This is a genomic window from Thalassoglobus polymorphus (genome assembly GCF_007744255.1).
In the GTDB taxonomy this organism is placed as follows: domain Bacteria; phylum Planctomycetota; class Planctomycetia; order Planctomycetales; family Planctomycetaceae; genus Thalassoglobus; species Thalassoglobus polymorphus.
Genome location: NZ_CP036267.1, coordinates 2,754,624 through 2,780,990, shown reverse-complemented (window position 1 = coordinate 2,780,990; position 26,367 = coordinate 2,754,624). Strand labels below are relative to the sequence as shown.

Genomic DNA, 26,367 nt, shown 5'->3' with positions numbered 1-26,367 from the left:
TAAATCGAACCGGCAAGACGTTTTTTGGGTCACTTAGTTCAACACGCTTGTCAAAGCAGAAATGATCTGCAATAGTGCCCCAAATGATACGCCAACTCGATTTTGACGTATCAAAACACTTGCATCCGTAGCTCAATTGGATAGAGCACCGGTCTTCGGAACCGGGGGTTGGGGGTTCGAATCCCTCCGGGTGTACTCGACTTACGACAAATGGTCCTCTCGGTTGTACCTAAGTACAAACGAGAGGACCATTTCGTTTTTTCTGGACACATCAGTCAATTTCATCTGCATTCAGCAGTTTTGTGAGGGGCTCCGCAGCCTGTTGTATGTTGCCAGGAGCATAATGCTTTCGAGTGGTTTCCCACGATGAGTGCCGTATCACCCTGCAAATAATCAGCGGTGGAACATTGGCATTTCGGAGCCTTTCTCCACACGATCGTCATGAGGTCATGAGCATATGCGTATTTGATCGAGCGTCCGGCTTTCTCGTCACCCTGTTCAACGACGATGCTTGCCTCTTTTTCGATTCGGCTGATGACCTTCAATACGGAGAGGACTTGAGCCATCCGTTCACTTTGTCGAACACGTCGATCTTGGTCCGGTCTTCTAGGAACCTCTGGTCCCGGTGGTTTCTTTCGTGATGCTTTCTTCTTGGCCATGCGGTGGAGCCTCTAATTTGTAAGTGTTTCCCTCAGTCTGACGCTGATGAGTGTCAGGGGAGGGGCAGCAAGTGACTGCAGACTCGAAAATCCAGCTATGAGCCTGATCGACCACCTTCGCTGAAAGCGGCAAGTCATCACGTCCGAATGAGTCCGTGTTTCGCCACTCATCTCCATCTTTGTAAATTCGGCTGATCGTGACTTTGTGACGAACTCCGACCGAGGTCTCGTTCTCCCAGGTCGCCGCTTTGACGGTTCCGCGACGAATTTCAGATACCGGTTGTGGTATTGGTTTGGGCATGATTTTTCTCCATATTGGCTGTAAAGGCCTTCGAAACTGATTACATCCCCTGAACAATTCATTCCGACTCGTGTCTGAATTCGAAAAGGAACAAGTCTATTCGGCTAGCTTGACGCGGCCAGGAGTTGAGAGTGATGTCGGAGAAAGAAACTGACGTGAGCGACGACGTCTTACAGTTCCATCGAGTTGTGGAAGATGCTCCGTTGGAGAAACTCAGAAAAGTTTTAGCGATCGGCATGAACGTCAACGCACCAGGTCGACTTGGGCAGACAGCACTGATGGTTGCGATCGCTGCAAAGAATCTTGAAAAGATTAAATTGCTGCTGGAATTTGGAGCCGATCCTGAACTGACCGATCGATTTAATGCGACTGCTCTTGAATATGCTGTCGATCATGATTTTGTCGAAGCTGTCCAATTTCTCATCAAACTTGGCGTAGACCGTGGATATCGCCCGAAGTATCCGCTCAAGCAGGTCCATTACGATTGGGATTTTCTTGAGAGCATGCAAGTACCCATGCCGGAGGAGCTTCGAGGTGTTATGTCTGAAGACGAATGGAATAGTTTGTCGAACCCCCGGGACATCCTCGAAGAGCACGGGCAGAATCCGTCTGTCGAGCCATTGATTACTCAGGTCCAAAGTGTTGAATGCCTACAATTCTTTCTCGATGCTGGAGATGACCTGTGTCTGGCTCCAGCCGAAATCCAACGTGACTATATTGGCCTAGGTAGCACGACGAAGTTCCAGTGCACAAAGAAGGAGTATTGGTCCCACAAGTCACCGCGCTTCGGGAGCAGCAACCCCGAAGTTATGGGCAATCCTTTCTGGAATGATATGGTCAAACTTGGCTGCAATGCTTACGCGGCACGTAAACGCTTCAAGGATGACAATCCCTTTTCAAATCCTGGTCCTGTCTGGTGCTACGATCGTTTCGGAGCCACTTTGACCCAGTTGTCGGATGGCCGATTTGTCCAAATCGGGGGAGAGCACGAAGATTACTACGATCCTGATTTCTGCATCTACAACGATGTCGTCGTCCATGATGGGACTGGTGAGTTCGAGATTTACGGATATCCGAAGGAGATTTTTCCACCAACGGACTTCCACACAGCGACCCTTGTTGAGAATGCCATCTATGTGATCGGCTGTCTCGGATATGTCGATCAAAGAGAGATTGGGGTCACTCCTGTCTATCGACTGGAACTGGATACCTGGTGTTTCGAGCAGGTCGAGACGCATGGAGACATCCCAAGTTGGTTGCATCGTCATCGTGCTCAGTTTGATGCATCCAGAAACGTCATTACCGTTGAGGTGGGAGACGTTCAGGTCTCTAAGGATAGTGACAACGCAACGCTCTCCCCCAACACAGACCAATTCGAGCTTGATCTTGGCTCACTGAAATGGCGGACCGTGGATCATCAACCGAAATGAGTGCTACTCGAACACTCGTCGTCCCTCGACGAGTGTTCGAGTGATTATTGTTTTTCCACGTTCCTGGAGCTTGAGTTTCAGGTAAGAGTTGAAGTCGTCAATCAGTGTTCGTTCTGACTTGGAGAACCAACGACGTTGTTGTTTCAGAATGCTCACGACATCGCGGTGGCCCAATTCACCGATGAACGGTGACGGGGGTATCCGGTCCACGAGCACACTGTTCCTCAAACTCTCCGCCAAATCGAACGGATCAATCGCTGCGCCATGCAGCCCGGTTGACAGCTGCAAATCTTCGATAAGTTCATCCAAGGCCTGGCTGATCTCGATATACGTCACCATCGTTGGCCACCTGTCCCACAACTATGGAAGGAGTCATCCCTTCCGGCGATTCTTTCTCCACTCCCTGGCGTCAATTTCCTGATACTTTTCCTTGATCCACATCACGAGCTGCTCGCGGGTCGCCCCCACAGTCAACAGCGATTCGAACATCTGGCGGACGTCGCGGTTCTCGTTGATCTTCGTTGCTTCCTCGACGACTCCTTCGCGAGTCAGTGCTCCACCAACCCCGCGCACGCTCCGCAGCTGTGCCCAGTCGTCGGAACTCCAGCCTTCGAACAGGTCCGGCTCATCCTGCGCCACCTCGTCAACCACAGGGTTTGTTTGCTCATCTAATCGACGATTGAGAAACTGCCTCCAACGATCGGTGAGCTTCAGCGACCGGGGTATGCCCGGCTGCATCTCGACAAACCCCTTCTTCGCGATCAACCCCACGCTCTGTCGAGCATGCGAACGGTCAGTCAGCCCCAACTCCTCCGCAATGTCTGAAAACGAAGGGGCGATCCCGTTTTGGTTCCAATACCGATCGACGAAGCGGCAAATCCGCTCCTGCTTTTTCGTCAGTTCTTGTGGCCAACGCGGCATGACACCTCCCGTATGTGTGTAAGTGAACATGAGAGCACGCCACACACAGGTGTATTGTCAAGAACCTTGTCCGAAAAAAATTGTTCAACTGCAGCAGCTGCGACTTCCCCAGAAACTGTCGCATCCATTCGAGGCGAATGCGACTGATGCGTCGTTAGTAGAACAAGGCTTCGCGATGAAACGGCCATTTCGAGTGGCAACCCGCTTGAGTGTCTTGCAGCCAGACTTCGCAATTGTCTTGCAATGTGAAGTCGGTTTTGGTCAACATCTTGCTAAATGATTTTATTTCATTCAGTGAGGGCCTCCGTTGTCGATTGCGAAATTTACATCGAATAATCGTGTTACCGGCTGGATTGTGGCAGCGTTACTTCTGGTCCACGCCGGACTGTTGGCGTATTCCGCCACGCGGCACAGTCCCACTCTCAATGAGCCGGGGCACTTGGTTGCGGGGCTGAGTCACTGGAAGTTTGGACGGTTTGAACTTTACCGCGTCAATCCTCCGTTGGTCTGCATGGTCGCTGCTCTGCCAGTAATGGCAGCGGGATACGAAGAAGACTGGGGCGGGTTTTATGAACGACCTGGCGCACGGCCCGTTTTCGGAATGGGGGCGGACTTCATCAAAGCAAATGGAGAACGCTCCATCTGGCTGTTTACGATTGCACGTTGGGCGTGTATCCCGTTCAGTTTGATTGGCGGACTGTTTTGTTTCTTCTGGTCACGTGAACTCTGGGGGAATAATCTGGCAGGGTTGATCTCTCTGACGCTCTGGTGCTTTGAACCCAATATCCTCGCCCACGGAGAACTCATCACGCCCGACTGCGCAGCCACCAGCTTGGGTTTGGGGGCAGGCTATTTCTTTTGGAGATGGCTCAAACAGCCCAGTTGGGAACGCGCCGGTCTCGCGGGACTTTTGTTCGGATTATCGCAACTCACGAAAACGACCTGGATTATTCTTTTTGGTTTGTGGCCGTTGCTGTGGTTGATCTGGCTTTACTTCTCTAAACCTCAGCCTAAGCAAGAACTAGCTCCTCAAGTGAGTTTCAAAACTCAGGCTCTGCAACTGGGCAGCATGCTGATGATCTGCTCCCAAAAAACTGATCCATTCTAAGTGAGAAAATCTCTGTTAGAATCTGGTCGTCCATTTTGAAGAAAGATGACCATGAAGAAGAGTCAATTTACCGATCAGCAGATTGCTTTTGCACTCAAGCAAGCCGAGACTGGCACACCAATCGAAGAGGTTTGTCGCAAGCTCGGAATTAGCCAGCAGACGTTCTATCGTTGGAAGAAGAAGTTTGCTGGGCTCGGCACGGAGGAGCTTCGCCGCTTGAAATCTTTGGAGGAAGAGAACAAGCGTTTGAAGTCGCTGGTGGCAGATCTGAGCCTGGACAAGCAGATCTTACAGGATGTCCTTTCAAAAAAGCTCTAAAGCCTGCCCGCCTTCGTGAATGCGTCGAAGGAGCCAAGTCGTGCTATCGAATCAGTGAGCGACGTGCTTGCGTTTTGGTTGGCTTGGCTCGTTCAAGTCATCGATATCAATCCACGAAGGATGAGCAGGTCGCTCTACGAATGCGTTTGAAGGAGTTGGCAGCCATTCGAGTTCACTACGGATATCGGCGACTTCACATTTTGCTGCGTCGTGAAGGCTGGGAGGTGAATGCCAAGCGTGTGTATCGGATCTACCGCGAGGAAAGGCTGAGTCTGCGAACCAAGACTCCCAGGCGTCGAGTGAGTTGCCGGACACGCATTAACGACTGCTGGGCGATGGATTTCATGTCTGACGAACTCTTTGATGGCCGCCAGATTCGTCTGTTGACGATAGTCGATCACTTTACTCGTGAGAGTCTTGCGATCGAGGTTGGCCAGCGAATGCGAGGCAAGGAGGTTGTCTCAGTCCTGGAGGACTTGGCTTGTGATCGCACGTTGCCAAAAACGATTCGTGTGGACAACGGCCCCGAGTTCACATCGAAAATTTTAGACCAGTGGGCGTATGCCAATGGAGTGACACTCGACTTCAGTAGACCCGGAAAACCCACGGATAACGCATTCATTGAATCCTTCAACGGAAGCGTGCGGGCAGAGTGTCTGAATGAAAATTGGTTCTTGTCGCTTGACGACGCGAAGAAGAAGACAGAAGCTTGGCGCGTTGACTACAACGAACATCGACCCCACAGCGCTTTGGGCAACCTGGCCCCCAAAGATTTCGCTTCATCTGGCCAGGCTAGCCTGGCCAGATGAAGCCATTGATTTTCTCATAAAGAATGGCCCAGAAAAGTGGAGCAGGTCACCTTCACATGTCTCCTTCGAAAAAATAACCTGGAGACGAACTCCAGAAACGCTTGTCTCTGATGGCTGCTGTCCTGTGGGACAGCATGTGATGCATCCTTCTTCATCGACCTCAAAGTCTTCAAGCGTGAACTTGCCCTGCAACTTTCCCTTGGGCGTCTGCGCCGGCGAGACGATTTCAACATCGCGCTCACATCCGTTTTCGATACACTCAGTCGATCCATAGTGCGAGTCGGCAAGAAGCGTCTGCGGCTTGATACCACGTTGCTCAGTGTCATTGAACGCAGGAGGCAGAGCGTCTTTATCGTGCATCGTTAACGGATCGACAGCCACGTGAGTGATCAGATCAGGTTTGGGCGTGTTTGAGACATCCGGCTCCTCGGAATCTTCTTCATACGTTTCCATAATCTGCACGAGATAACCTGTGCCACGATGTTTGTTGTAGCGGGCATCGGGATCAGCGGGATTGATCACCCCATCACATTCCGTTTTACTTGGTGGCCGCACTGTGACGGACTCTGCAGCGGAATCAGAAACCTCACACTGCTCGTGAAAGATTTGTTGCAGTAACTGGAAGCTTTCCAAATTCGAACATTCCGCATTTTGAAAGAGCCCGATGAGCTTAAAGACATCTTCGGCAGCTTCCGTGATCCGCTTTTTGGATTCACTGGGCCGTGTGTCGCCAAAGCAACCGTCACCTGTTCGAGTGACATACTTACGAATCATTTCTGGATCGACCAACGAATATTGCTCAGGATGCATTCGTTTTAGCTCTCGCAGAAACTTGCTCGTTGCCTCGACCAAAATTCCCAGCCTCGTTAATCCACGAATGGCTGATCGCACCGCTGTTGAATCAAGACGTTGCTTGCTTGTATCGACGCCAATCTCCTCAATGAGTTTGTCTGTCAGCGTGCGGAAAAGAACTTGATCAAAGCCAGCATCCAGTACTTTCTTGCGATAGTTGCGAAGTGTTCGCTCGCAGAGGTAGGCGTCAGAATCTTGTCTGATATCCAACGCGTAATGCCAAGCGATATTCAACGCGATCGCTTCGGTGGTTTGCTGATCGGTGAAATCATGGAGTTGCTGAAGAATCAATGCCCCCAGGGCGACGTAGAGATCCTTCGTCGGACGCCCAAAATCATCACGGAATTCGGCAGCAAGCTCACGGACGGGAAGCTGCTTCAGCAAATAGTCCCTGAAAACTCCGGCCCAACTCCGATCAAGAAGACGTCTTCGTTTGAGCCCTAGATATTCCCAAGGATCAAACAGATCACCGCTGTGATGGTCGCGTAGAGTAAGCATGCTGCGAATTTAGCGCGAAAATAAATCCACGCAACCGCAATTACCCGACTTTTTGCCGCCCCGTCAACTTTCAATAATAACTCTTTACTCTGATGACACAGACGCTAATGGCGTGTTGTCGCAAAATGAATTTGCGTCAGCGATTCATTTAACAGCTGCTTTGGAACGTGATGGACAGAAAGCTCCACAAGCGAAAAGACGGTTCGAGTTCCCGCAAAAATCAGTCGAACAACCTGCGGAGACAAACTGGAACTTCTGGTTCCTTGTTTCAGTCAATGTCTTGCTTGTCGGGGGAGTCGGTTATTGGGTATTGAGAAGGTAGGCGAGATATGAAGGTTTATCAAAAGTCTCTTCGGATTCATCGAAACGGTATGTCGCGACTGGATGTTGTCATCGTCGTCTTGGTTCTCACTTTATTGGTGTCGTTGGCTTCACCATGGGTTCTCCGCTTGCGGGAACAAGCCAGACAGACTGCATGTGCCAACAATATGAAACAGTTAGTGGCTGGCATGCGGGCTTATCACGACACGCATGCCAGTTTGCCACCGGCAGCGGTCTGGGATGTGAACGCTACTTACTCGTTGGCCCTCCACGAATCGGATCGTGTTGAACGGATCTCACGGGAAAACTGGCTGCAATTGATTCTGCCTCAAATTGGCGAATCGGACCTCGCTGCTCAATTCGACTCGACTGTTCCGATCGGGCATGTCAACAACGAGCAGGCCCGAACGACGTGGGTTGGTGAATTCAAATGTCCCAGTGACACCTTTCATCGTGAGGACAGCCCCCATCACTTTTATCCCGTTGTGGGTGAAGACCAGTATATTGAATTCGCACGGGGCAATTACGCGATCAATGGAGGGACCCATAATTATGAACTCACTCCTCCATCGACGCAGGGACCGCAAGGAGATTTCTGTCACTTGGTCATGTCTGAGGAACCCAGACGCTACGAGATGTGGGGCAACGGGATTGCGGGGATCAACAAATCGTTTTCCTTCGACGATATCACAAATGGTCAGTCGACAACGATCGCATTAGAAGAAATTCGATCTGGAGTCCACGAACTCGACCCACGTGGCGTCTGGGCTCTCGGTCAAGTGGGGGGCAGCATCACTTGGGGCCACGGTGTTAATGGAGACACGTTCAGCCCCAACAATCAAGACTTTCGCGCTGACGACATCCTGCGGGCGAAAGAACTGCATCAAGCGGTCGGTTCTGATCAGATCGAAGCCCTGGGAATGCCCACATGTTCGTATGTTGATCGAAATCAGCAATCGACCGCCCGAAGCATGCATCAAGGTGGTGTGAATGTGGCATTCGTTGACGGCTCGGTCAAATTTATTTCCGACAACATCGATCCGGGTCTGTGGCATGTTCTGCATTCACGAGAAACGCCGCCAGAAGAACTCTCTGATTGGGAACTTCTCGCCGATATGTCGAATTTCGCGGAAGCTTCGACGACTCGCCGAAGCTCGTTGATGGATATTCCTCATACCTACACAAATTCGTTCGGGATGAAATTCGTGAGAATTCCTGCTGGAACCTACGAAATGGGATTGGCGAACAATGATCGAAATCTCGGCTCGCCAATCTGCCCAACTCATGAAGTCGAAATCAGCCGTGATTTCTTGATTTCCATCTACGAAGTCACGCATGAACAATTCGCAATGGCGGAAAACCAGGAAATCGAATCTGCTTCAGACATCGCGACATTGCCGATCACCAACGTCACTTGGTACGAAGCTCAGACATTCTGTGAACGAATCAGCAAGGCCAATCCCAACTTTCTGTACCGACTTCCAACTGAAGCGGAATGGGAATATGTCTGCCGCGGAGGCAGTACAGAGCCCTACGATTGGAATCTAACGCGACAACCAAATGATCAAAGTGGCGACGCAGCCGGAATAACTCCGTGGCTACCGTTGACGCCAGTCGGCAACTATCCGTCGAATACATATGGTGTTTATGACATGCGCGGCAACGCTTGGGAGTGGACGCACGACTGGTTCGACCGCGACTATTACCAACGATCACGCAAGACCAATCCCTTCGGCCCTGAACTCGGCTTCATCAAAGTTGTTCGCGGCAGCGACTGGCGGTTCATCGGCGAACCTTGCCTGCTCGACTACCCCATGCAGCCCCCCTGGAAGAAAAACCCCTTCGTCGGTTTCCGAGTCGTGTGTGAACCCACAGATTCGAGCTTGGAAGATCCGAAATAAGAAAGGTTCAACAACAAATCTATGGTTTACCGGGTTGTCAATAAATCAAATTGTCTGACATCAAGTGCCTTTCGACCGTGAATACGCATTACCTCGCAAGTGACAGATGAGAGTAAACCGATCGCAGAGAACATCACGGCTGCAACCCGCCAAAAGAAAGTTCGTGCAAACCGGAATTCAGCTTTTCAAAGATGCCGCATCCAAGTGTTCACACTCAGCATCCCAGCATAACTTCGACTGATATCCGGTGTGCTTGAGACGTTCATAGAACGCCGGATCAAAGTCATACGGTGGCTGTTGACAGGTAAAGAGCGACTCTTTAAGTACGTTCCCTCGTAGCATCACACACCCGAATCCATTGCCTTCCATGACCTGAACGCCGTCGTCAGGTTCTTTGGTGATGGTGTGTCCCTTCGTCCAGGCAACATAACCATCGTGATAACGAGATCGATATGGACCAGCGACGGATGCCGTGTCCTGATCGAACCCTTGCAGCAACAACTCGGCAGCATTGTCCGGAGGGATCACATCGTCTTCGACGTTCCAGACGAACGATGTTTGCACATGCCGAGCAAGATGATTGTAGATCGTGGCAGCCGCCATCCGGACTGCATTCTGCACTTCAACTTGTCCGCGACGTTCTTCATCCGCCAATCCCGGATCACCAACAGCGAGTTGTTCATAGCAGACATGCGGAAAGTCACATTTGGCTAACCAAGTTCTGACGATGTTGGAAAACTCTGGATCCTGACTCGTATCCAGCAAATGCAGTTTCGTCTGTTCCCTCGGCCAGCTTTGTGATTCCAGGAACTGTGAGAACTGAGGCCAGATGGATGCTCTCCCAGAGAGCGGAACGAACAGCGTGATCGTTTCCAGATTCAGGCAGCGAAGTCGGTAGTATCTATCACTCTCCCAATTCTTCTTCAGAGATGCCCCCAATCGGAAGACACGGCCTTCGCCGATGCTTCCTGCTTGAGCTGCCTCTTGAGAGTGTCAGCTCGGACCCAAGCCTCAGATTCAGAGCAGTCACCGAGCTTGTGCTGCTTGCCGTCCAGAGTGATGTACCAGCAGCTACGAGACGGCCGGTACCACGGTCTTGCTTCACGTTTCTTTGTCATTTGAACCTCCCGAACAAGTGATACTTGTGACGAGCCGAGAGGTTCGTTGGCCCCCGTCAGTTGCAGCTGGCGGGGGCTTTTCTGTGACAAATTGCTGTGACAGGCATTCTACCTGTCGTCGTAAGTCGAGTACACCCCAGAGGATTCGAACCTCTAACCTCCGGTTCCGTAGACCGGTGCTCTATCCAATTGAGCTAGGGGTGCTGGAGTTGTGGTGGTTTTGACTTAGTGTTTTTTCACTTTGCCAAGTTCTGCGTAGACTATCCATGTTGAATTGGAGAGTCAAATCAATGACGGGTGAGAAAAGCTGCACTTCGATGGATCAACATAAAGTGATTTGTAGCCTCATTCTTTGACACGGAACGGAGTCTAGTGGTTCCGGATGATTTTCCAAGCGTACAAAGCAATTGAATTTCGAGTTGTCATGAGATTCATTCGAAATTCGGGGTCAGAACGGGTCGCGACCTTCGAATCATGTTCGAGATTTTCGGTTGCTGACGAGTTTGATGTTCTGGAGTATCGACAATTTGAGAGGGTGAGCTGTTTGCTAAATTCAGGGTATTCCAATCCCTCTCTCGCAACTGCGATTTCCGAGTTTTGCAATGCGAAGTGAAACTCAAGCTAAACTGCAGTGCTATCACGCACTTCCGCCATGTTTTACTGAGGCGGGGAAATCCTTAGGCAATTGGTTTCACTGTAACTTATTAACCAAACGATACTTAAGATCATCTAACCTAGCGAGACTGAATCGATGTGAACCGGCCATGAAGCTGAGATTTGAGGGCTAGTACAGAATCCTCCAAAGTTTGAGATTGACTCTGTTTGAAGGGGCTTGGTAACGTGGTGTTCGAATGTCCACAGTGTTCGTAGAGACAGTAATCCAGAGGATCGTGAGATGAGCTCCATTCCCAAAAGCGTTGTATTGGTTGATAACCACCCAGTAGTCGTCGATTCATTAACGAATCGCTTAAATGCGAGTGGGGACTTCAATGTCGTCGCATCTGTCAGCAATTCGGATAAGGCGTTCTTTGACATCATGGAGCGTGTGCCTGACATTGTGGTCATGGAAATGGAACTCCCCGGCAGAGGAGCGACTGCCGTTGCGGAGCAGGTGTTGCAACGGCTTCCTGCTACTAAAATTGTGGTTTTCACAAGCTACGATGCGGACATCTATTTAGACTTCGCTCTGAAGGTTGGGGTCTCAGGATACATTCTAAAGACAGAGCCACTGGACGTTTTGGTCGAGGGGTTGAAGTCGGTTTGCACCGGAGAAAAAGTTTACTCGGCCAGTATTCTGGATCGGCTGGATTTCGATCCTGATCAGGGAGAATATTTCGTTAAAACGCATTCTTACCTCTCCACGTTGACGCTTCGGCAGTTGCAGGTGTTGCGGCATCTGGTGCGAGGTGAAAGCGTGAAAGAAGTTGCGAAGACGATGACGCTTTCTGAGCGAGCCATTGAAAGTCACAAGTATCGAATTATGCAGAAACTTGGAATTCACGACCGTGTCGAACTTGCACGCTTCGCAATACGTGAAGGGCTAATGCCTGCTTGACCTGTCTTGTCTGATTCAAAATATGCCGACGAAAAACTCGATTTAACCCTGTTCGCAATGTTTCAGTTCAGCAGGTGGTCGCTCACTAGGGACGTTCTTCAAGCAACTGAACTCTTGGGCGGGAATCAAGCGCGAGGGACCAAAGATATCCAGTTGAATCGTCGCCGGTAAGGTTGTCAGTTGGTCACTCGCTGCAACGAATCTTCGGGGCAATTTTGTGGGCAAGAGCGAGCGCAAAAGACCCGCTGATGGAGATCGATGGGCATGGTCAAATTGACGTGAAAAACACTCCAGTATCAACTCGTTTCTGACTTTTCCTGCAGATGGAAGAGGACCATTGATTGGGAAAGATAATGTCATTCGTTTTGTTCAGGGTCCGGCAGGGGTGAAATATAACGAAAATCACGGTCTGTTTGAGTCTCCGGTTTCATGGCACGGGCAAGTAGTCTGAGGTGTGCATTCTCGGTGTATCACTTTGTGAAGTAAGAAGGTATAAATCACTATCAATGGAGACTCGAGTTTCAAAATCATAAGGTAGCAACAATGAACAGCGGTTTGCCTCGGCGCGAGTTTTTGCGAACCGGATTGAACGGGTTTGCCGCATTAAGCTTGCCGTCCCTTCTTCAACTACAGGCCCAAGCGAAGCCACAAGCTGCCGAGCGGACAGCTGTCATCTTAGTTTGGTTGCGAGGTGGAGCGAGTCACCTTGAAACATTCGACCCAAAGCCGAACGCTCCCAGCGATTACCGTGGTCCATTCTCACCCATTTCGACGAATATCCCGGGTATTCAGATTGGAGAACTTCTCCCACGACTCGCTCAGCGTGCTCACCAATATACGCTTGTTCGCTCACTCTCGCATACTGGAGGTGGTCACCCGGCAGGTTCGCTGCAAATGCTGTCCGGCGACCCAGATGCAGCTGATAAGCGGACACCGAAGTATCCCGACTGGATGTCGATCGCGAATTCTATTCGGTCGGATCAAGCACGTGAAATTCCGAACTATATTGCTGTCAATCCAGTGGATCGCTACGACAGTTTCACAATTGCTGGCCCGACGTACTTAGGCCCTGGGTTTGGACCATTTCAAATCACCGGTGATCCGAGCCACCCTGAATTTCAAGTTCCGAACATTGGGCTCAGCAGTCACGCTCAGCGAGAGACGTTGCAAAGTCGTGTCAGCCTGCGGCGCGGTCTCGATCGTCTGCAAGATGGTCTCGACCAATCGGGACTCATGCAGTCTCTTGGTCAGTTTGAAACACAAGCCATGGAGTTGTTATTGAGTTCGAAGGCTCGCGAAGCATTTGATTTGTCTCGTGAACCTCAAGAAATTCGAGAGCGGTATGGTATGCACCGATGGGGGCAGCAGTGTCTGATGGCGAGGCGTCTCGTCGAAGCTGGTGTCGATATCATTACAACCGAGTTTGACGGCCCGTTGTGCGGACGTGTGGCGAACTGGGATGACCATGCTGTCAATCACCATGTGTTCGACGCTTTACAGTTTCGCGCACCTTATTTTGATCAGGCGGTTTCAGCGCTGATCGAAGATGTCTATGCACGAGGATTAAGCAAACGTGTGCTCGTCGTGGTGACTGGCGAATTTGGTCGCACACCTCGGATCAGTCATGTAGCCAGTAGCGGCGCTGGTGTCGCAAGTAGTCCCGCTGGAACGGTTCAGCCAGGTCGAGATCACTGGCCACGAGCGGGGTCGATGCTTTTTGCCGGTGGGGGAATCACAACAGGAAACGTGATCGGCGCGACTGACGCAAAAGGGGAAGATCCGATCTCTGAGAGAGTCGGTCCGGAAGATTTTCTCGCAACAATTTATCATCACCTTGGTATCGACATTGATCAAACCATTGAGGATTTTTCTGGTCGCCCAACTCCGATTATTCGATCAGGCAAGCCCATTCCCGGGTTGACTTGAAAAGCTTAAGTGTTTTTTGATGCACGAGAGCATCTTTTGAACGACTCTTCACAGTGCGGATATTGATATCCGTGGCCTCCTTGAAGTGTTCGCAGACTTCTCCAAACTCCCTCGAACTTTTTGTAGGGCAAGGGATGGCTCGTCTGTTCTTCAGACTTTGTTCACCTTGCAGGGGGGCATGCAAAGTGCAGAAGAGGCCTCACTGTGAATCGCGACGTTGGTTGTGGGTGAGATCTTGCCGCCGTTTGCTGTTTTCGAGAATTTCCCGCGAAGCAATCGGATCGTTGGAACACTTTCGGATTCCTCGTGTCCGAGAAGAGTGATCATCAAGGAAGGCAAGTTGATTGAGACGCCGACATGCAAAAAACTGCATGTCGGTGAGTTGCATCATCTTTTAGAACTGATCCTGAAACTTGAAATTGCTCTCTAACTTTGAGGAAAGCGACTGTTCCAGTGGTTTTCGGACTGTTTCCAGTTTTTGACTTCAGATCGTACTCAAAACGAGATCATCGTGACTGCGACTTTGTTGATCTCATGCGTGATGCCTGAACTGAGAATTACCGATGTCAGCACTTTCATCGCGCCGAGCTTTGGGTATGATTCCAGAGTTCGCTGCGGATGACGGCAAGCAGTTCATTTATCGGAAATCATCGCCCATTGAATAGCACCGTTCGCTTTGCCAAAGCGTTGTAGTGGTGCGTCACGAGTTCCATGAACGAGCAAGTGCATCCAGCAAGGTTTATGCTTGAAGGCGACAGAGCACCGAGAGGCATCTGACATCGGCTGAATGAGCCCAGATGATCGAAACCACGGGGAACCAAAGTCCGTGTTCTCGAATCTCGTAACTCGGCTGCTTGGTGAATTATGCAGTGCCCAATGTCGAAGCTTCATTTTCCCCTATACGAAAGATTCATCATCAAAAGTACAGACCAAAAAGTGGGCGTGCCCCCTGTATTGACGCCCGAACCGTTGCCTGTGCATCCTGTGCAGCGTCAGTCACGATCTGCCGATCTTTTGTTGCTTGTCGGAATCCTGCTGGTTGCTATTAACTTGCGGCCGGCACTGGCAAGCGTCGGCCCGTTGATCGAAGATATCCGCCGGGCGACAGGTCTCTCCAATTCTCAACTAGGATTGTTGACCACGCTGCCGTTGATCGCATTTGGCGTCATCTCCTCTTTAACACCTCTGTTTACGAGGCGATTGGGGATTGGAGGCACATTACTGATGGCGTTGGTGTTGTTAGTCATGGGGACTTCCATGCGGGCCATCGCTTGGCTGCCTGCGCTCTATGTCGGGACTCTACTTGTGGGGATTGCGATCGCGTTCGGCAACGTGCTTATGCCGAGCTTAACAAAACGCAACTTTTCTTCGCATTCCGGATTCGTAACCAGTCTCTATTCGAGTGCAATGGCGTTAGGGGCATCACTGGCTGCAGGGTTCAGCGTTCCGTTGGCGGTTGAAATGAATCTGGGCTGGCGAGGCGCATTGGGCGTGTGGTCGATCCCCGCGATGATCGCCCTGATTGTTTGGTTACCGCAGGTTCGGCGCCTTACGAGATCAGAACCGAATCGAAGTTTCCAAAAGGCAATGAAGCATCTTGGAGGTTCGGCTTTGGCCTGGCAGGTCGCGCTGTTTATGGGCTTGCAATCGCTGACTTTTTATGTAGTTCTGGCATGGTTGCCAGCGATTTTGATGAGCCGGGGTTACGACGCGACATATTCCGGATGGATGTTGTCTTTGTCGCAAGCGATGGGGATTTTCGGTTCGCTGATCATTCCCACACTCGCGGGAAGAACAACTGACCAGCGCGGTATTGTCCTTTGTTTAGCGTTGATTGAGTCCGTCGGACTTGCCGGACTTTTGCTGGATCAGACGGGGTGGATTGCACTCTGGGCTTCGCTCATTGGTTTCGTGCTGGGAGGCTCGTTCGGATTGGCGTTGTTGTTCATCGTGCTTCGATCTAGCGGCACGGAAACCGCGACAGAACTTTCCGGATTCGCACAGTCCATCGGCTACATGGTTGCAGCGGTCGGCCCGTTGCTGTTTGGTGTACTCTTTGATTTAACGCAGAGCTGGACTTGGTCCTTTCTCTTTTTGTTCGCAGTTGGAGTCATAAAACTTGGGATGGGCTGGGGAGCCGGTTCACCGCAAACTCTCGAGTGAGACTGACAAGAACTGTGCCCCGCAATCCACTTGGAGTCAGCTGTCGTGAGTGGCTTGGCGGGGGCTGAAATGTTCTAGATTGGCATAGGTGAGTTCACGTAGACATCATTGACGTGGCAAGAGTTCCAGAGCGACGTTCGACATTGTTGCGATGCCAGTTTGCAGGGTCAGTTCGAAATCGGGATAGTAGGCTGCCGAATGCAACGATGGTGGTGTTCGACCTGCCATACTGAGCTGATCCAGTCGTCGTTGGCTGACGCTGCCCAACCGGTACATCAGAATCGGAACTCCTGCTTTGCCGTATAAGCTGAAGTCTTCCGCCCCCATGACGGGGTCAACCTGCTCGACTTTGTCTACCCCCAAAGTGCGTACAAATACAGAGCTTAATTTTGCGGTGAGGTCATCGTCGTTATACAGTGAAGGGGTTCCTTCCGAAAATTTCACTACTGGTGGGGGAGCTCGGTGTCCGATGGCGACAGCTTTCGCTTTTCGCTCAATTGCTTCTAACAACTGCTGGCGAACTTCGGACGAATAACTTCTGACAGTCAGTTGCAGTTTGCATTCATCGCTGATGATGTTGTGCTTGGTACCACTATGAATGGAGCCGACTGTAATCACTGCGGGCTCGATCGGTTTGACTTCGCGGCTGACAATCGACTGCAGGGCGACGACCAATTCAGCCGCTTGGATAATCGGGTCGACGGTGGTGTGTGGAGCGGAACCGTGACCGCCGCGACCTTTCACTGTGATGTCAACACTGTCGACATTCGCCAAGGCATATCCTGCCCGGTAGCCAACTTTCCCGGCTGCGATATCTGAACCAACATGTAACGCGACTCCAAAATCAGGTTTGGGAAACCTTGTGAACAGGCCATCTTCGAGCATCGCTTTCGCACCCGCAACACGCTCTTCTGCTGGTTGGCCGATCAGCATCAAAGTTCCCTGCCAGCGGTCCTGGCAGCTGGCAAGATACCGAGCCACGCCGACCAGATTTGTCATGTGAATGTCGTGACCACAAGCATGCATGACACCTGTCTTGCTGCCGTCCTCATTCGTGACAGTCACCTTTGAGGCATATTCCAATCCGGTCTCTTCTTTCACCGGAAGGGCATCGAGATCCGTTCGCAGCATGAGCGTCGGTCCATCTCCGTTTTTAAGGATGGCAACAACCCCAAAGCCACCGACGTTGGATGTGACTTCGAAACCCGCTTTTTCCCATTCTGCGGCAATTCGTTTTGATGTTTCCTCTTCTTGAAAGGAGAGCTCTGGATGCTTGTGCAAGTGCATGTAGAGTTTGACGAGCGAATCCAAGTTCGCTTCCGTCCATTCTTCCACAGTTTGGGCACTACAGACCGAACAGTGGAGAGCAACGATCAGAACGGCGAATGTTTGCAGAACAGACTTCATGTTTTTCACGCTCCAAAGAGAAGAAAAGAAGATGGGATTGTATACCCTGCTGTGCTGAAAAGTGTAGTCGATGTTCGAGAAGGGCTTTGAAAGTTGATGGTCGCTGAGTCGATCGTATGGAACCTTTTCTGTGAGGCTCAAGCTGGATGATTCGAGCTTAAAGGTGTGTCCGTATTTGGTGTCACGCGACGAGTTGATTCAGCTTCGAGGCGGAGTCGGTAGACAAACCCGGTTGGAGATAAACACAATAAGGAACATCAATACAACCTTGAACCAATTCGGAAACTTTTAGAGCCAGTCCGAAAACCTCTGGGATAGCCGGTTTCTCAATGTGTGAGTGAACTATTTCAAGTTTCAGGATCTGTTCGAAAAAAATTGAGACATGGATATCAACGCTATGCATGAATACGTGAAACGTTTCTTCTTCGGCGCGATCGTCATCATGGTCGCCGCTACTGCGTCTGCCGAATGGGGACAGCTTCAGGGGAACGCACAACGCTCAGGAAATGCACTGACCGAAGTGGTTCCTGCTGACCTTGGTCTACTCGCCGCTGTCCCGACGACGGACGCGATTTTTGCTGCACCAGCAATTGCCGATGGGCGTATCTTCGTCATCGATGGTTCTGGTGTGGTCTTTGCAATCGATGCCGCATCGCACAAGGTGATCTGGAAACACGAGACTCGCGGGGGGAAAGGGAATTGCAATAATGTCTCGGCTCCGGCTGTTGCAGGGCAGTATCTTCATGTGGGGACGACTGCTGGTTATTACTATGTCTTCGATACAGCGACCGGAAAGGTCGTCAATGAAATTGACTGCCGCGAACCGATCTTCTCCGCGCCTGCCGTGGGCGAAGAACGGGTCTACTTCGCCACTCTTGGTGCACGTATCTACGCGGTAGAGCCTGATGGCAAAGAGATTTGGAACTGGGACTTTGTAAAAGAAGTCGTTGGCTTCACGGGCAACCGGTGGCTCGGTTCCGACTGGGTCAAGTTTCGGGGTGACCGAGTCAATTGGAAAGACCATTTCGTCTGCTCTCGCGACATCAGCCTGGTAGGCAACAAGGTTGTTATGCCTGCAGGTGGGCGAACAGTCTTCGTTGAAGACGCGGGAGACAAGCCTGAATTGCGTGCCGTCGGAGAGATTCCGGCTTATGCAGGCAGGGAGTACCCCGCAACGTTTGGGCAGAGTGCAGATGAAGAGGGGAACGTCTACATTCAATGGCATCGACGCGACAACGCCGGACGTGTCGAGATCTTGAAACTCGAAGAAGACGAGGTGAAAGCCGAATTTGTGAAAGGGACGGAGACTGCGATCAATATTCCCGGCCTGCTGAGTTTTGCCAGTGTTGCCGTACAGGATGGAGTGGTCTATCGCACTCGTCCCGAGCATGGTTTAGGACTCTGCCGTCACGCGCCGAATGCGGAAGAGGTCGAAGTGCTGTGTGAAGCCCCCTCCATCAGCCCGCCAATCATTACTCGCGAGCACATTCTCTATGGCGGTCTGGATGGGAAACTCCATGTCGTCTCTGTCCGAGGCGGCGAAGAACGATCGTTTCCAACCTCCTGGAACGTTCCCATCACCGCACCACTTGGAGTCTCGAATGGGCGTGTCTACGCTGCGTGTGAAGATGGATACCTTTATGTTTTTGGTCCCAACGGAAAGGCATCCCTTCCAGATAAAGATCTCGGAGTCACAGAAGTCCGCAGCCCTTTGACTGGTCCGAAGTCGGGCGAAGAGTTTAACTGGTATTCCAACTATGGTGATTTTCAAGGTTCAAATGCGAATGACCAAGACCTGAAACCACCATTGCGCATGCGATGGGCACGCCGACTGGAAGGGACAGTCAAACACTTGCCGGTTTGTGGCGGTGGCAGAATGTATCTTCACACGGCTGAAGGACAGGTCATGGCTGTGGAACAGGATACTGGTAGAATGCTGTGGCGTCGGTACTGGCCTCATGTTTATCTCTCTTTCACTTCGCCACTCTACTACAAAGAGAAATTACTCATCCCTCAGGGGGGCATCCAGCAATCTCGCGTTCGCTGTCTCGATGCGAAAAACGGTAAGCTGCTGTGGGAGGCGCCGTTTACAGGTTCCCCCGGCTGGAGCCGACAGTTTCCTCCGGTCGTCCATGGGAATGTCGCGATCTATGCATCCGGTTCCGGTGAGTATGCTGCTCAGGGATCTGAAAAGGCGTTCGTCTTCAAGGGAGACCCCAATCCGGCTGAAGATGGGCGCGAAGTGATGAGTTGGATTTTTGCCAACGCAACACCGTACTCTCCAAAGAATCACAAACCTCAGGTCTGGGCCTGGGACCTCGACACCGGGGAGGTGGTCTGGCACAAAGACTTCTCGGAGTATGGCCGAGGCGGCAACGATTGCGGCATTTGCATTCTCGACGGGAAGCTGTACTACTCCGTTTATTTCGGATACGACACCGATCAAAAGCGGCGCCGTGGGCTGCCGGTCGAGAACAATGGTTTCACCGCTTGCATGGACCCCGCGAGCGGTGAAGTTGTTTGGTCGACGACCGATTATCACGTCACGTCCAAGTGCACAATCAGCGCTCGCGACGGCCGAATCTATCTCGGAGGGTTCGCAGCTGCCCGGCAGTCTGCCAAAGATCGTTTCGTCTGGTGTCTCGACGCCAAAGATGGCTCGCTGGTCTGGCAATCTGATCCGGTGACCTCAGCGCTCAACGTCGTTTCGGTCGGCAATGAGTTTATCTTCTCCAACGCGCTGCGTGGCGTAGGGAACGTCTATGATCGCAAGACTGGAAAAGTGATCAACACGGTTGGGCACAACTACGCCTGCTGTCGCTTTACACTCTCAGAGCCTTACGTACTCGGGGCGAACATGGACATGATTGACTTGTCGAAAGACGGCAAACTCGTCTCCACCGGTCCCGCCATCGACTCACGTGAATGCCTCGGTGCCGTGGTTTCAAACGGTCGGATTTTTTATATGTCACAGGCCAGTGGGTTTATTGTTTCCCAAACCTATGGAGAAGAATCAAAAGATCTCCCCGCAGTCTGGGAGCGTCCTTGACCACCGCACGGTAAGTGGCAGTCTGACAGAGGAGGGGAGGGCGAGAACCCCAGTTCACGATGCAATCTTCATCGTGAACTGGCAAGAACGTTCTTAAACTTTTTAGTGCCAAAGGGACGAACGTCATCGCGGTGTCACAAATGAGCCATCGATCATTCCGAATGAAATCCGATTCATTATTCACAATGTCGTTTTCCATTTTCCCCGGTCACTGGCGAAGTGAGCGAACTTCCCGCTAACGTGTCGTGTAAGCCATCGTAACCTGAATCTTCTGTCGCCAATTTTTTCCTGACCTTACCTCTGGAGTGACAATTTATGCGCTACTCGCTGATGCTGATAACTGCTCTATCTCTAAGCTCGATCTGCCAAGCTGAGGACCTGCAGACGCAACTCAACGTTTCGTACGGACCTCATGCCCGGAATGTGCTTGACTTCTATCCGGCGAAATCCGATACGCCGACTCCGGTTGTCCTTTACATTCATGGTGGCGGTTGGCGCGGTGGCGACAAGAAAACGAATCCCAAGGCTTTTCTGGACAAAGGAATCTCAGTCATCGCGATCAACTATCGCTATGTCCAAAACGGAGTCAAGGAGAACGTGGAACCTCCCGTAAAAGCTCCTCTGGGTGATGCAGCTCGCGCCTTGCAGTTCATTCGATCCAAGGCTTCTGAGTGGAACCTCGACAAAACGAAAATCGGAGCAACAGGTGGTTCTGCAGGTGCTTGTACTTCTTTGTGGCTCGCCTTTCATGACGACATGGCGGACCCCAAAAGCGATGATCCGATCGCACGGGAGTCGACACGATTATACTGCGCAGCTGTGAATGGAGCTCAAGTCTCGCTTGACCCTAAAGAGTTGCGAGAATGGATGCCGAACTACCGGTATGGGGCTCATGCTTTTGGCTTCAAGGATCTGCAAGCCTTAATCGACAATCGTGAGAAGGTCCTTCCCTGGATTCATGAATACTCACCGATTGAGCACGTTTCCAAAGACGATCCACCAATCGCATTATTTTATCGTGGAGAAGTCCCAGTCGTCGGGGCATCCCCCAAAGACCCAACGCATTCGGGGATCATGGGAGTGAAGCTCGCAGAACGGCTTGAAGCAGTCGGCGTCGAAACTGTGCTCGTTCACCCTGGCATAGAAAAAACGAAATACAAAAACTCGACAGCGTATTTGATTGACAAACTCACGAAGTAAGAGCCCCCCCCAAGCTAAACCAGTCACTCTTTGATGCAGTTCTGGAGATCCGCTTCTGGATTCAAAGTCACAGTCAATCTCAGTGTCATATCACTGCTCGGCCTGCTACTATTTTGGTTCGAATCGGTACAGCCGATTTATTAAATGTTGCGACCTAAATTTCAATAACGACATACGACCTATCTTCAAGGAATTGATCATGCTCTCTTCGAGTTCACTTTCTCGTCGTCAATTTGTGCAATTGGCAGCAGCCGCGAGTGTTTCAGGCCCTTTGCTTGCACTTGGTGCGAAAAGCGAAGAAGGCTATCTCAACGGTCGCCTCTACAAAACGCTTAAAATTGGAATGGTCCAGGGTGGTAAGTCGCTCGAAGAGAAATTTGCAATTGCGAAAGAGGCTGGCTTCGATGGAATCGAATTGAACTGCCCGGGGATCGATGTCAAAGAAGTTCGAGCTGCTATCAAAGCGACAGGGCTTCCGGTTGATGGATCGGTGAACGCCGGACATTGGTCTGTTCGCCACACAGATCCAGATGCATCAGTTCGTGCGAAAGCTCTTGCCAGTCTGCAGGAAGCTCTTCGTCAGACACATGCTGTTGGAGGCAACACTGTCCTGCTTGTCGTTGGGCGAGGAAGTGATGGCCCGGAAGAAGAAATCTGGAAGCGGTCGATTGACAATATCTCGAAGGCATTGCCACTGGCTTCAGAACTTGGGATTCACATCGCCATTGAAAATGTCTGGAACCAGTTTTGCTACGACCATGAAGGGGACCACACGCAGACCGCTGACAAGTTCGTCAAGTACGTTGATGAATTCCATTCACCGTGGGTCGGCATGCAGTTCGACATTGGAAACCACTGGAAGTATGGCAGCATGGGGGACTGGATTCGGCAGATCGGCAAACGAATTGTCAAGCTCGACCTCAAAGGCTTCTCTCGTGAGATGGACAAATTCACAAAGATCGGCGAGGGAGATCTCGACTGGGCAGACGTGCGAAAAGCTCTTGCCGAAATCAAGTACACCGGCTGGGCAGCAGCGGAAGTGAAAGGTGGAGATCTTGAACGTTTGAAAGAAGTCTCCGCCAACATGGACCGCGTTTTCGGTCTCACCCCTAAAGCCTGATGCTCGTACTAATTTGTTCGCCCTGGACTGTACCATATCGTAAACCGCAATTGAGATAGTTTGCGATATGGGGCAGTCGCGGGAATGCTCCTTCTGCCCAACAGACCGCGTGTCGGTCCTGTTGTGACTGCGACATTATGTTCAACGGACTTTGTGTCAAGGAGAAGTGACTACTATGTCTTTTCCAGTCGATCAGCCACAACTTTCTGGAAAATTTTCTCGACGAAGCGCATTAAAGACGCTCGCAGGCGGAACGCTTTCGCTGGGAACAATGGCTGCGACGCTCGATAGTTCTGCTTTCGCTGAAGCCCCTGAACCGGAAGAAGTGAAGCCGCGTCCCTGGATTCAAATCCGCGGCATCTATGGTGGGTTTCCTGATGCAATCTTACAACGTGGAGAGACACCGGCCGACTATGGAATCAATGCGATCTGGATCGGATCGGGAGGTCTCAATCAGAAGAAAATTGAACAGTACCATCAGCTTGGACTCAAGGTGTTCGCTGAGTACAACTCAATGCACTTCGAGAATTATTTGAAAAAACACCCTCAAGCTGCTCCTATCGGAACAGACGGTTTGCCTTCCCCAGCTCCGCATGGTTGGCAAGGCGTCAGCCCCTTCGATGCCGGGTACCGAAAAAACCGGATGGATGAATTTCGGCGAGTTCTGGAAACGTTTGAAGTTGATGGAATCTGGCTGGACTATCACCACTCGCACGCGAGTTGGGAACGTGCGGAGCCGGTCATGCCTGATACGGATTTCTCGCCAACAGCCTTGAAACAGTTCCAACAAAAGACTGGAATTCAATTGCCGGATTCTGTCCCTGCGGCTGCCAAGCAATTGCTCGGTCCGCATCGAGATGCCTGGACACAATTTCGATGCGACGTGTTCACCGATTGGGTGCGCGAATACCGAGAAATTCTTGATGCAGTCCGACCACAAACGCTGCTCGGAACCTTTCATTGCCCCTGGTCCACTGACGACTACGAGGGCGCAATCCGACACAAGCTCGCCATCGATCTTCCGGCTCAGGCGAAGTATCTGGATGTCTTCAGTACGATGCCATACCACGCACGTTTTGGACATCCACAGGAACCGGGCTGGGTCGCGGATCAAACCAAGAGTCTTGGAAATCTGCTTAATCTCAAAGGTGAACCGCACGAGAAACAAAAGATTTGGCCGATCGTCCAGCTGGCTGACTGGGGAGAACCTGTCGCGGTTGATCAGGTAGAATCTGTTCTGGATGCTGGAACAACTCATCCCTCGACCGGCGTGATGGTTTTCCACTGGAGTGGCGTTTCCAAAGATTGGCAGAAAGTCGACGCTCTTGGTCGTTTCTATCGTGGAATTCGCCCAAGGTCGTAGTGATTGAATCCGACACAGGGTGACCTCGGACGATGACGCGAGGAATCGGCAAGCGAAAATCGATCAATACTCCACACTGACCACGATGTCATGACAGCTGAGGCTTGCGGTTCGCACTTTCACATCGTCCCAATACGCCTCGCCAACATCGGTGCTGTTCGAGGCTCCGAAGGCGACCTCATTACGTCGGTATCCTGTACGTGGTTTGAGCTGGCCTTTGCCGTCCAGACGGAGAGTGCCATCGACATAAACTTGAAGATCTTCACCATTCAAAACGAGCCGGTAGGTATGGAAATCTGATGTGGTGTCCATCTCATAGCGAATCTTGCGGTTATGAAACAGCGAGATGTGATCAGGCGCCAAAGTGAGCCGCTCCCCAGAGACGCCATTCGACACAATGACAAAGCTTGATCCAGAGATAGTCTTCACACGGAACTCCGCGACAGTTTCCGATGCCGGTTCGGCCCCCCAAGGCATGCGAAAATAGCAGTATTCACCTGAAGCGGTGCCGCGATCTGCGATCAACAAAGTTCCATCGACTAAGGTGTCGATCGTTCGCTCGGAACCGGGGTCACGCCGCCAAATACTAGCAGGCTTTTCACTGCCGTCATATTTGATTGTCCATGAGTCGGCGTTTTGAGGCAGCGACTGTACGGAAGCGGTAACTTGATTGCCTCCCTGCTTCACAATAGATGCCGGGACATCGTAATCGATCCAACCGTTCGAGGCTTGTCCGTCAAGGAGCTTCGTTCCATTGAAAGTTGTGACAAGCTGATTGGCCTGACTCAACAGGGGAATCCTCATATGCAGGGTAACTTTGGGCGTGCGGCCTGCTCTCGCTGCGGCAGCTATGTCGTCGCCGATTCGAACTTCTGTTGCCAGCGGTTTACTGGATGAAATCGTCTGCGAATGGGTCGGTGTGAGCAATGGTATTGTGCTGTATTGACTGCCGCCAACAAGAGTGCTGTCTGGATTGCGATCACGGACAGTGACGAAGAATTTCTTGTCGAGATACCGTAGCGTTTGCGTGTCCCCCAGCTCGTTCCAGAGTGTTGAATTGGGATTGAAGTAGTTGTATAGGTAGATGCCGTTTGCTCCGTCCGCCAATGCGTTGGAAGCTCGTCCGCGATAACTTTCGACTGAGTTGCGTCGGAAGCGGTCCTCACCACGAACGCGAGATTCACTTAAGCAGGGATAAACAGCGACACCATATTTTTCTCCGAGTGCGATAGTTTGCTGCCAGGGATTCAAGCGGAAGTAACCAGTTGCCACAAGCATGTCTACAAGCCCGTCTTTTAACCAGCGCTCCAAATCGATCCCGACAGCGCGACAGTAATCGACCGAATCGTGTGTGCGGATTGCGACCAGGATCGGTCGGCCACGTTTCAGGCCAACTTCTTCAGTCATACGACGAATTCGACGGATCAGGGCGGTCATCTGTTCCAGATTCTCTTCAGTTGCTGCCCCGCCTTGTGCATGAGATTTGAAGAAAACGGAGTGCCGCAGAAAATCGAGTTCGATGCCGTCCACATCGTAGTTATTGCAGACCTCTTCAAAGTAGCGAAAAACCAACTCACGGATTTCTTCACGACCATAGTCGACTGCTGTCCATCCTCCGAGACGGTTTCTTTTCTTTGCAGTTGCCAAGAGCCACTCGGGGTGCTGTTGCTTCAGTGGACTGGCAGCCAGCATAAGAGGACCGTACCAGGCTCCTGAAGCGTCGTGAGTATCGTTCATCCGCATGGACCAAAAAAGCTCAATCCCATTTTGCTTGCTGAAATCAGACATAATCGTCAATGGATCAAAACCTTTGTCGATGAACGTCTGTGTCTGGTTCTTGCTGAAGCCTTCCTGATCTGCGGTGAATAAAGATCCGACTTTTGTGTTGTGTGTGAAGCAGCCAAACGGGGAGGACCATGTACAATAAAACAGAGTGTCGAGTTGCGTCCCTGCCAGTGGTGTCGTTCGATGCTTGAGCAACCCCTCCGCCGAAACGTCGTCCTCACAGAGATAAACCGGCTCGTTACCATCGTTGTTGAAGATCAGTCGGCGCTTCTGTCCGGCTGCCTGAGATCGAGCCAATCGTAACTCGTCAATGTTCTTCGGCTTCGTTTCCCCGAAGGTGTTTACAGTCATCAAGAGGACAATCGAAAAAGTGACGGATTGCTTGAGACTCAGAGGGAGCATGTGATGTCCTTCGGGATTTAATATTTCGAACAGGCCTGAAATCGACTGAGAACGTCACTTTTCTTAACGTTTGCGAGTGCAATTTCAAGTTTCAGGATCAGGTCTTTGGAATTGGAGTCTACTAGAGCAGATTGCTCCAGCGAGCGAAACTGTTTGAACTC

General features: G+C 51.3%; 20 protein-coding genes and 2 tRNA genes. 12 read left to right on the top strand and 10 right to left on the bottom strand.

Annotated elements, in window-relative coordinates; all coding sequences use genetic code 11:
* Window positions 1–121 precede the first annotated feature (121 nt).
* Window positions 122–195: transfer RNA gene (locus Mal48_RS10105), tRNA-Arg, on the top strand.
* A gap of 86 nt (window positions 196–281) precedes the next feature.
* Here Mal48_RS10105 and Mal48_RS10100 read toward each other — a convergent pair.
* The gene (locus Mal48_RS10100) at window positions 282–659 is read right to left on the bottom strand and encodes a hypothetical protein (RefSeq protein ID WP_145198579.1); all 378 of its coding nucleotides are present in this window, start codon (window positions 657–659) and stop codon (window positions 282–284) included.
* Complete coding sequence (locus Mal48_RS23235; protein WP_197442222.1) at window positions 607–960, bottom strand: hypothetical protein; 354 nt, start codon at window positions 958–960, stop codon at window positions 607–609. Before Mal48_RS23235 ends, Mal48_RS10100 begins: the two co-directional genes overlap by 53 nt.
* 134 nt (window positions 961–1,094) lie before the next feature.
* Between Mal48_RS23235 and Mal48_RS10090 the strand changes: the two genes are divergently transcribed.
* Window positions 1,095–2,390 (top strand): ankyrin repeat domain-containing protein, encoded by a 1,296-nt coding sequence (locus tag Mal48_RS10090; protein ID WP_145198577.1) that lies wholly within the window; start codon window positions 1,095–1,097, stop codon window positions 2,388–2,390.
* A gap of 3 nt (window positions 2,391–2,393) precedes the next feature.
* Here the strand turns inward: Mal48_RS10090 and Mal48_RS10085 are convergent, their stop codons facing one another.
* A complete protein-coding gene (locus Mal48_RS10085) occupies window positions 2,394–2,729 on the bottom strand; it encodes a hypothetical protein (protein ID WP_145198575.1) in 336 nt (111 codons plus the stop codon).
* A 33-nt stretch (window positions 2,730–2,762) separates the two neighbouring features.
* On the bottom strand, window positions 2,763–3,311 hold the full coding sequence (locus tag Mal48_RS10080; protein WP_197442221.1) for a LexA family protein: 549 nt from the start codon (window positions 3,309–3,311) through the stop codon (window positions 2,763–2,765).
* 307 nt (window positions 3,312–3,618) lie between these two features.
* Between Mal48_RS10080 and Mal48_RS10075 the strand changes: the two genes are divergently transcribed.
* Window positions 3,619–4,419, top strand: a complete 801-nt coding sequence (locus Mal48_RS10075; RefSeq protein WP_145198571.1) for a glycosyltransferase family 39 protein — start codon at window positions 3,619–3,621, stop codon at window positions 4,417–4,419.
* Window positions 4,420–4,470: 51 nt separating this feature from the next.
* Window positions 4,471–5,546, top strand: a protein-coding gene (locus tag Mal48_RS10070; protein ID WP_145198569.1) for an IS3 family transposase whose coding sequence is annotated in 2 segments (ribosomal slippage) — window positions 4,471–4,723 and window positions 4,723–5,546 — 1,077 coding nt in all. Because the reading frame shifts where the segments join, the coding sequence is not laid out codon by codon here.
* On the opposite strand, the gene Mal48_RS10065 is transcribed toward Mal48_RS10070, so the two are convergent.
* On the bottom strand, window positions 5,517–6,896 hold the full coding sequence (locus Mal48_RS10065) for a transposase (protein WP_197442220.1): 1,380 nt from the start codon (window positions 6,894–6,896) through the stop codon (window positions 5,517–5,519). The two genes, Mal48_RS10070 and Mal48_RS10065, sit on opposite strands and share 30 nt — an antisense overlap.
* A 329-nt stretch (window positions 6,897–7,225) precedes the next feature.
* On the opposite strand from Mal48_RS10065, the gene Mal48_RS10055 reads away from it, so the two are divergent.
* The gene (locus Mal48_RS10055; protein ID WP_145198565.1) at window positions 7,226–9,118 is read left to right on the top strand and encodes an SUMF1/EgtB/PvdO family nonheme iron enzyme; all 1,893 of its coding nucleotides are present in this window, start codon (window positions 7,226–7,228) and stop codon (window positions 9,116–9,118) included.
* 177 nt (window positions 9,119–9,295) lie between these two features.
* Here Mal48_RS10055 and Mal48_RS10050 read toward each other — a convergent pair whose 3' ends face one another.
* The 3 genes from Mal48_RS10050 to Mal48_RS10045 all read right to left on the bottom strand — a co-directional run bounded on the left by Mal48_RS10050 (window position 9,296) and on the right by Mal48_RS10045 (window position 10,440).
* Window positions 9,296–9,883 carry a hypothetical protein gene (locus Mal48_RS10050; protein WP_231739978.1) on the bottom strand — a complete coding sequence of 196 codons (588 nt, stop codon included), beginning with the start codon at window positions 9,881–9,883 and terminating at the stop codon, window positions 9,296–9,298.
* A 158-nt stretch (window positions 9,884–10,041) separates the two neighbouring features.
* Complete coding sequence (locus Mal48_RS23565) at window positions 10,042–10,236, bottom strand: hypothetical protein (RefSeq protein ID WP_231739977.1); 195 nt, start codon at window positions 10,234–10,236, stop codon at window positions 10,042–10,044.
* A gap of 130 nt (window positions 10,237–10,366) precedes the next feature.
* Window positions 10,367–10,440: transfer RNA gene (locus tag Mal48_RS10045), tRNA-Arg, on the bottom strand.
* Window positions 10,441–11,131: 691 nt separating this feature from the next.
* Here Mal48_RS10045 and Mal48_RS10040 point away from each other — a divergent pair.
* From Mal48_RS10040 to Mal48_RS10030, 3 genes are all read left to right on the top strand, one after another.
* The gene (locus tag Mal48_RS10040) at window positions 11,132–11,791 is read left to right on the top strand and encodes a LuxR C-terminal-related transcriptional regulator (RefSeq protein ID WP_145198561.1); all 660 of its coding nucleotides are present in this window, start codon (window positions 11,132–11,134) and stop codon (window positions 11,789–11,791) included.
* A 543-nt stretch (window positions 11,792–12,334) separates the two neighbouring features.
* Entirely contained in the window at window positions 12,335–13,717 is a 1,383-nt protein-coding gene (locus Mal48_RS10035) for a DUF1501 domain-containing protein (RefSeq protein ID WP_145198559.1), read from the top strand.
* 876 nt (window positions 13,718–14,593) lie between these two features.
* Window positions 14,594–15,880, top strand: coding sequence for a CynX/NimT family MFS transporter (locus tag Mal48_RS10030; RefSeq protein WP_145198557.1), 1,287 nt, complete (start codon window positions 14,594–14,596; stop codon window positions 15,878–15,880).
* 105 nt (window positions 15,881–15,985) lie between these two features.
* Here the strand turns inward: Mal48_RS10030 and Mal48_RS10025 are convergent, their stop codons facing one another.
* Complete coding sequence (locus Mal48_RS10025; protein WP_145198555.1) at window positions 15,986–17,287, bottom strand: amidohydrolase; 1,302 nt, start codon at window positions 17,285–17,287, stop codon at window positions 15,986–15,988.
* Between the two features lie 382 nt (window positions 17,288–17,669).
* Here Mal48_RS10025 and Mal48_RS10020 point away from each other — a divergent pair, with 382 nt between their 5' ends.
* The 4 genes from Mal48_RS10020 to Mal48_RS10005 all read left to right on the top strand — a co-directional run bounded on the left by Mal48_RS10020 (window position 17,670) and on the right by Mal48_RS10005 (window position 24,019).
* Window positions 17,670–20,336 carry an outer membrane protein assembly factor BamB family protein gene (locus Mal48_RS10020; RefSeq protein WP_145198553.1) on the top strand — a complete coding sequence of 889 codons (2,667 nt, stop codon included), beginning with the start codon at window positions 17,670–17,672 and terminating at the stop codon, window positions 20,334–20,336.
* A 315-nt stretch (window positions 20,337–20,651) separates the two neighbouring features.
* Entirely contained in the window at window positions 20,652–21,536 is an 885-nt protein-coding gene (locus tag Mal48_RS10015; protein WP_145198551.1) for an alpha/beta hydrolase, read from the top strand.
* 199 nt (window positions 21,537–21,735) lie between these two features.
* Window positions 21,736–22,656 (top strand): sugar phosphate isomerase/epimerase family protein, encoded by a 921-nt coding sequence (locus Mal48_RS10010; protein WP_145198549.1) that lies wholly within the window; start codon window positions 21,736–21,738, stop codon window positions 22,654–22,656.
* 175 nt (window positions 22,657–22,831) lie between these two features.
* Window positions 22,832–24,019, top strand: coding sequence for an alpha-amylase family protein (locus tag Mal48_RS10005; RefSeq protein WP_231739976.1), 1,188 nt, complete (start codon window positions 22,832–22,834; stop codon window positions 24,017–24,019).
* Window positions 24,020–24,082: 63 nt separating this feature from the next.
* Here the strand turns inward: Mal48_RS10005 and Mal48_RS10000 are convergent, their stop codons facing one another.
* Window positions 24,083–26,206: a glycoside hydrolase family 10 protein gene (locus Mal48_RS10000; protein WP_145198547.1), complete on the bottom strand. Its 2,124-nt coding sequence runs from the start codon at window positions 26,204–26,206 to the stop codon at window positions 24,083–24,085.
* Window positions 26,207–26,367 lie beyond the last annotated feature (161 nt).

What these genes read in the sequence shown, in the direction of transcription:
- Mal48_RS10100 (WP_145198579.1), bottom strand. Translation starts at nt 659, where the DNA reads ATGGCCAAGAAGAAAGCATCACGAAAGAAACCACCGGGACCAGAGGTT.
- Mal48_RS23235 (WP_197442222.1), bottom strand. Translation starts at nt 960, where the DNA reads ATGCCCAAACCAATACCACAACCGGTATCTGAAATTCGTCGCGGAACC.
- Mal48_RS10090 (WP_145198577.1), top strand. Translation starts at nt 1,095, where the DNA reads ATGTCGGAGAAAGAAACTGACGTGAGCGACGACGTCTTACAGTTCCAT.
- Mal48_RS10085 (WP_145198575.1), bottom strand. Translation starts at nt 2,729, where the DNA reads ATGGTGACGTATATCGAGATCAGCCAGGCCTTGGATGAACTTATCGAA.
- Mal48_RS10080 (WP_197442221.1), bottom strand. Translation starts at nt 3,311, where the DNA reads ATGCCGCGTTGGCCACAAGAACTGACGAAAAAGCAGGAGCGGATTTGC.
- Mal48_RS10065 (WP_197442220.1), bottom strand. Translation starts at nt 6,896, where the DNA reads ATGCTTACTCTACGCGACCATCACAGCGGTGATCTGTTTGATCCTTGG.
- Mal48_RS10055 (WP_145198565.1), top strand. Translation starts at nt 7,226, where the DNA reads ATGAAGGTTTATCAAAAGTCTCTTCGGATTCATCGAAACGGTATGTCG.
- Mal48_RS23565 (WP_231739977.1), bottom strand. Translation starts at nt 10,236, where the DNA reads ATGACAAAGAAACGTGAAGCAAGACCGTGGTACCGGCCGTCTCGTAGC.
- Mal48_RS10040 (WP_145198561.1), top strand. Translation starts at nt 11,132, where the DNA reads ATGAGCTCCATTCCCAAAAGCGTTGTATTGGTTGATAACCACCCAGTA.
- Mal48_RS10035 (WP_145198559.1), top strand. Translation starts at nt 12,335, where the DNA reads ATGAACAGCGGTTTGCCTCGGCGCGAGTTTTTGCGAACCGGATTGAAC.
- Mal48_RS10030 (WP_145198557.1), top strand. Translation starts at nt 14,594, where the DNA reads ATGTCGAAGCTTCATTTTCCCCTATACGAAAGATTCATCATCAAAAGT.
- Mal48_RS10025 (WP_145198555.1), bottom strand. Translation starts at nt 17,287, where the DNA reads ATGAAGTCTGTTCTGCAAACATTCGCCGTTCTGATCGTTGCTCTCCAC.
- Mal48_RS10020 (WP_145198553.1), top strand. Translation starts at nt 17,670, where the DNA reads ATGGATATCAACGCTATGCATGAATACGTGAAACGTTTCTTCTTCGGC.
- Mal48_RS10015 (WP_145198551.1), top strand. Translation starts at nt 20,652, where the DNA reads ATGCGCTACTCGCTGATGCTGATAACTGCTCTATCTCTAAGCTCGATC.
- Mal48_RS10010 (WP_145198549.1), top strand. Translation starts at nt 21,736, where the DNA reads ATGCTCTCTTCGAGTTCACTTTCTCGTCGTCAATTTGTGCAATTGGCA.
- Mal48_RS10005 (WP_231739976.1), top strand. Translation starts at nt 22,832, where the DNA reads ATGTCTTTTCCAGTCGATCAGCCACAACTTTCTGGAAAATTTTCTCGA.
- Mal48_RS10000 (WP_145198547.1), bottom strand. Translation starts at nt 26,206, where the DNA reads ATGCTCCCTCTGAGTCTCAAGCAATCCGTCACTTTTTCGATTGTCCTC.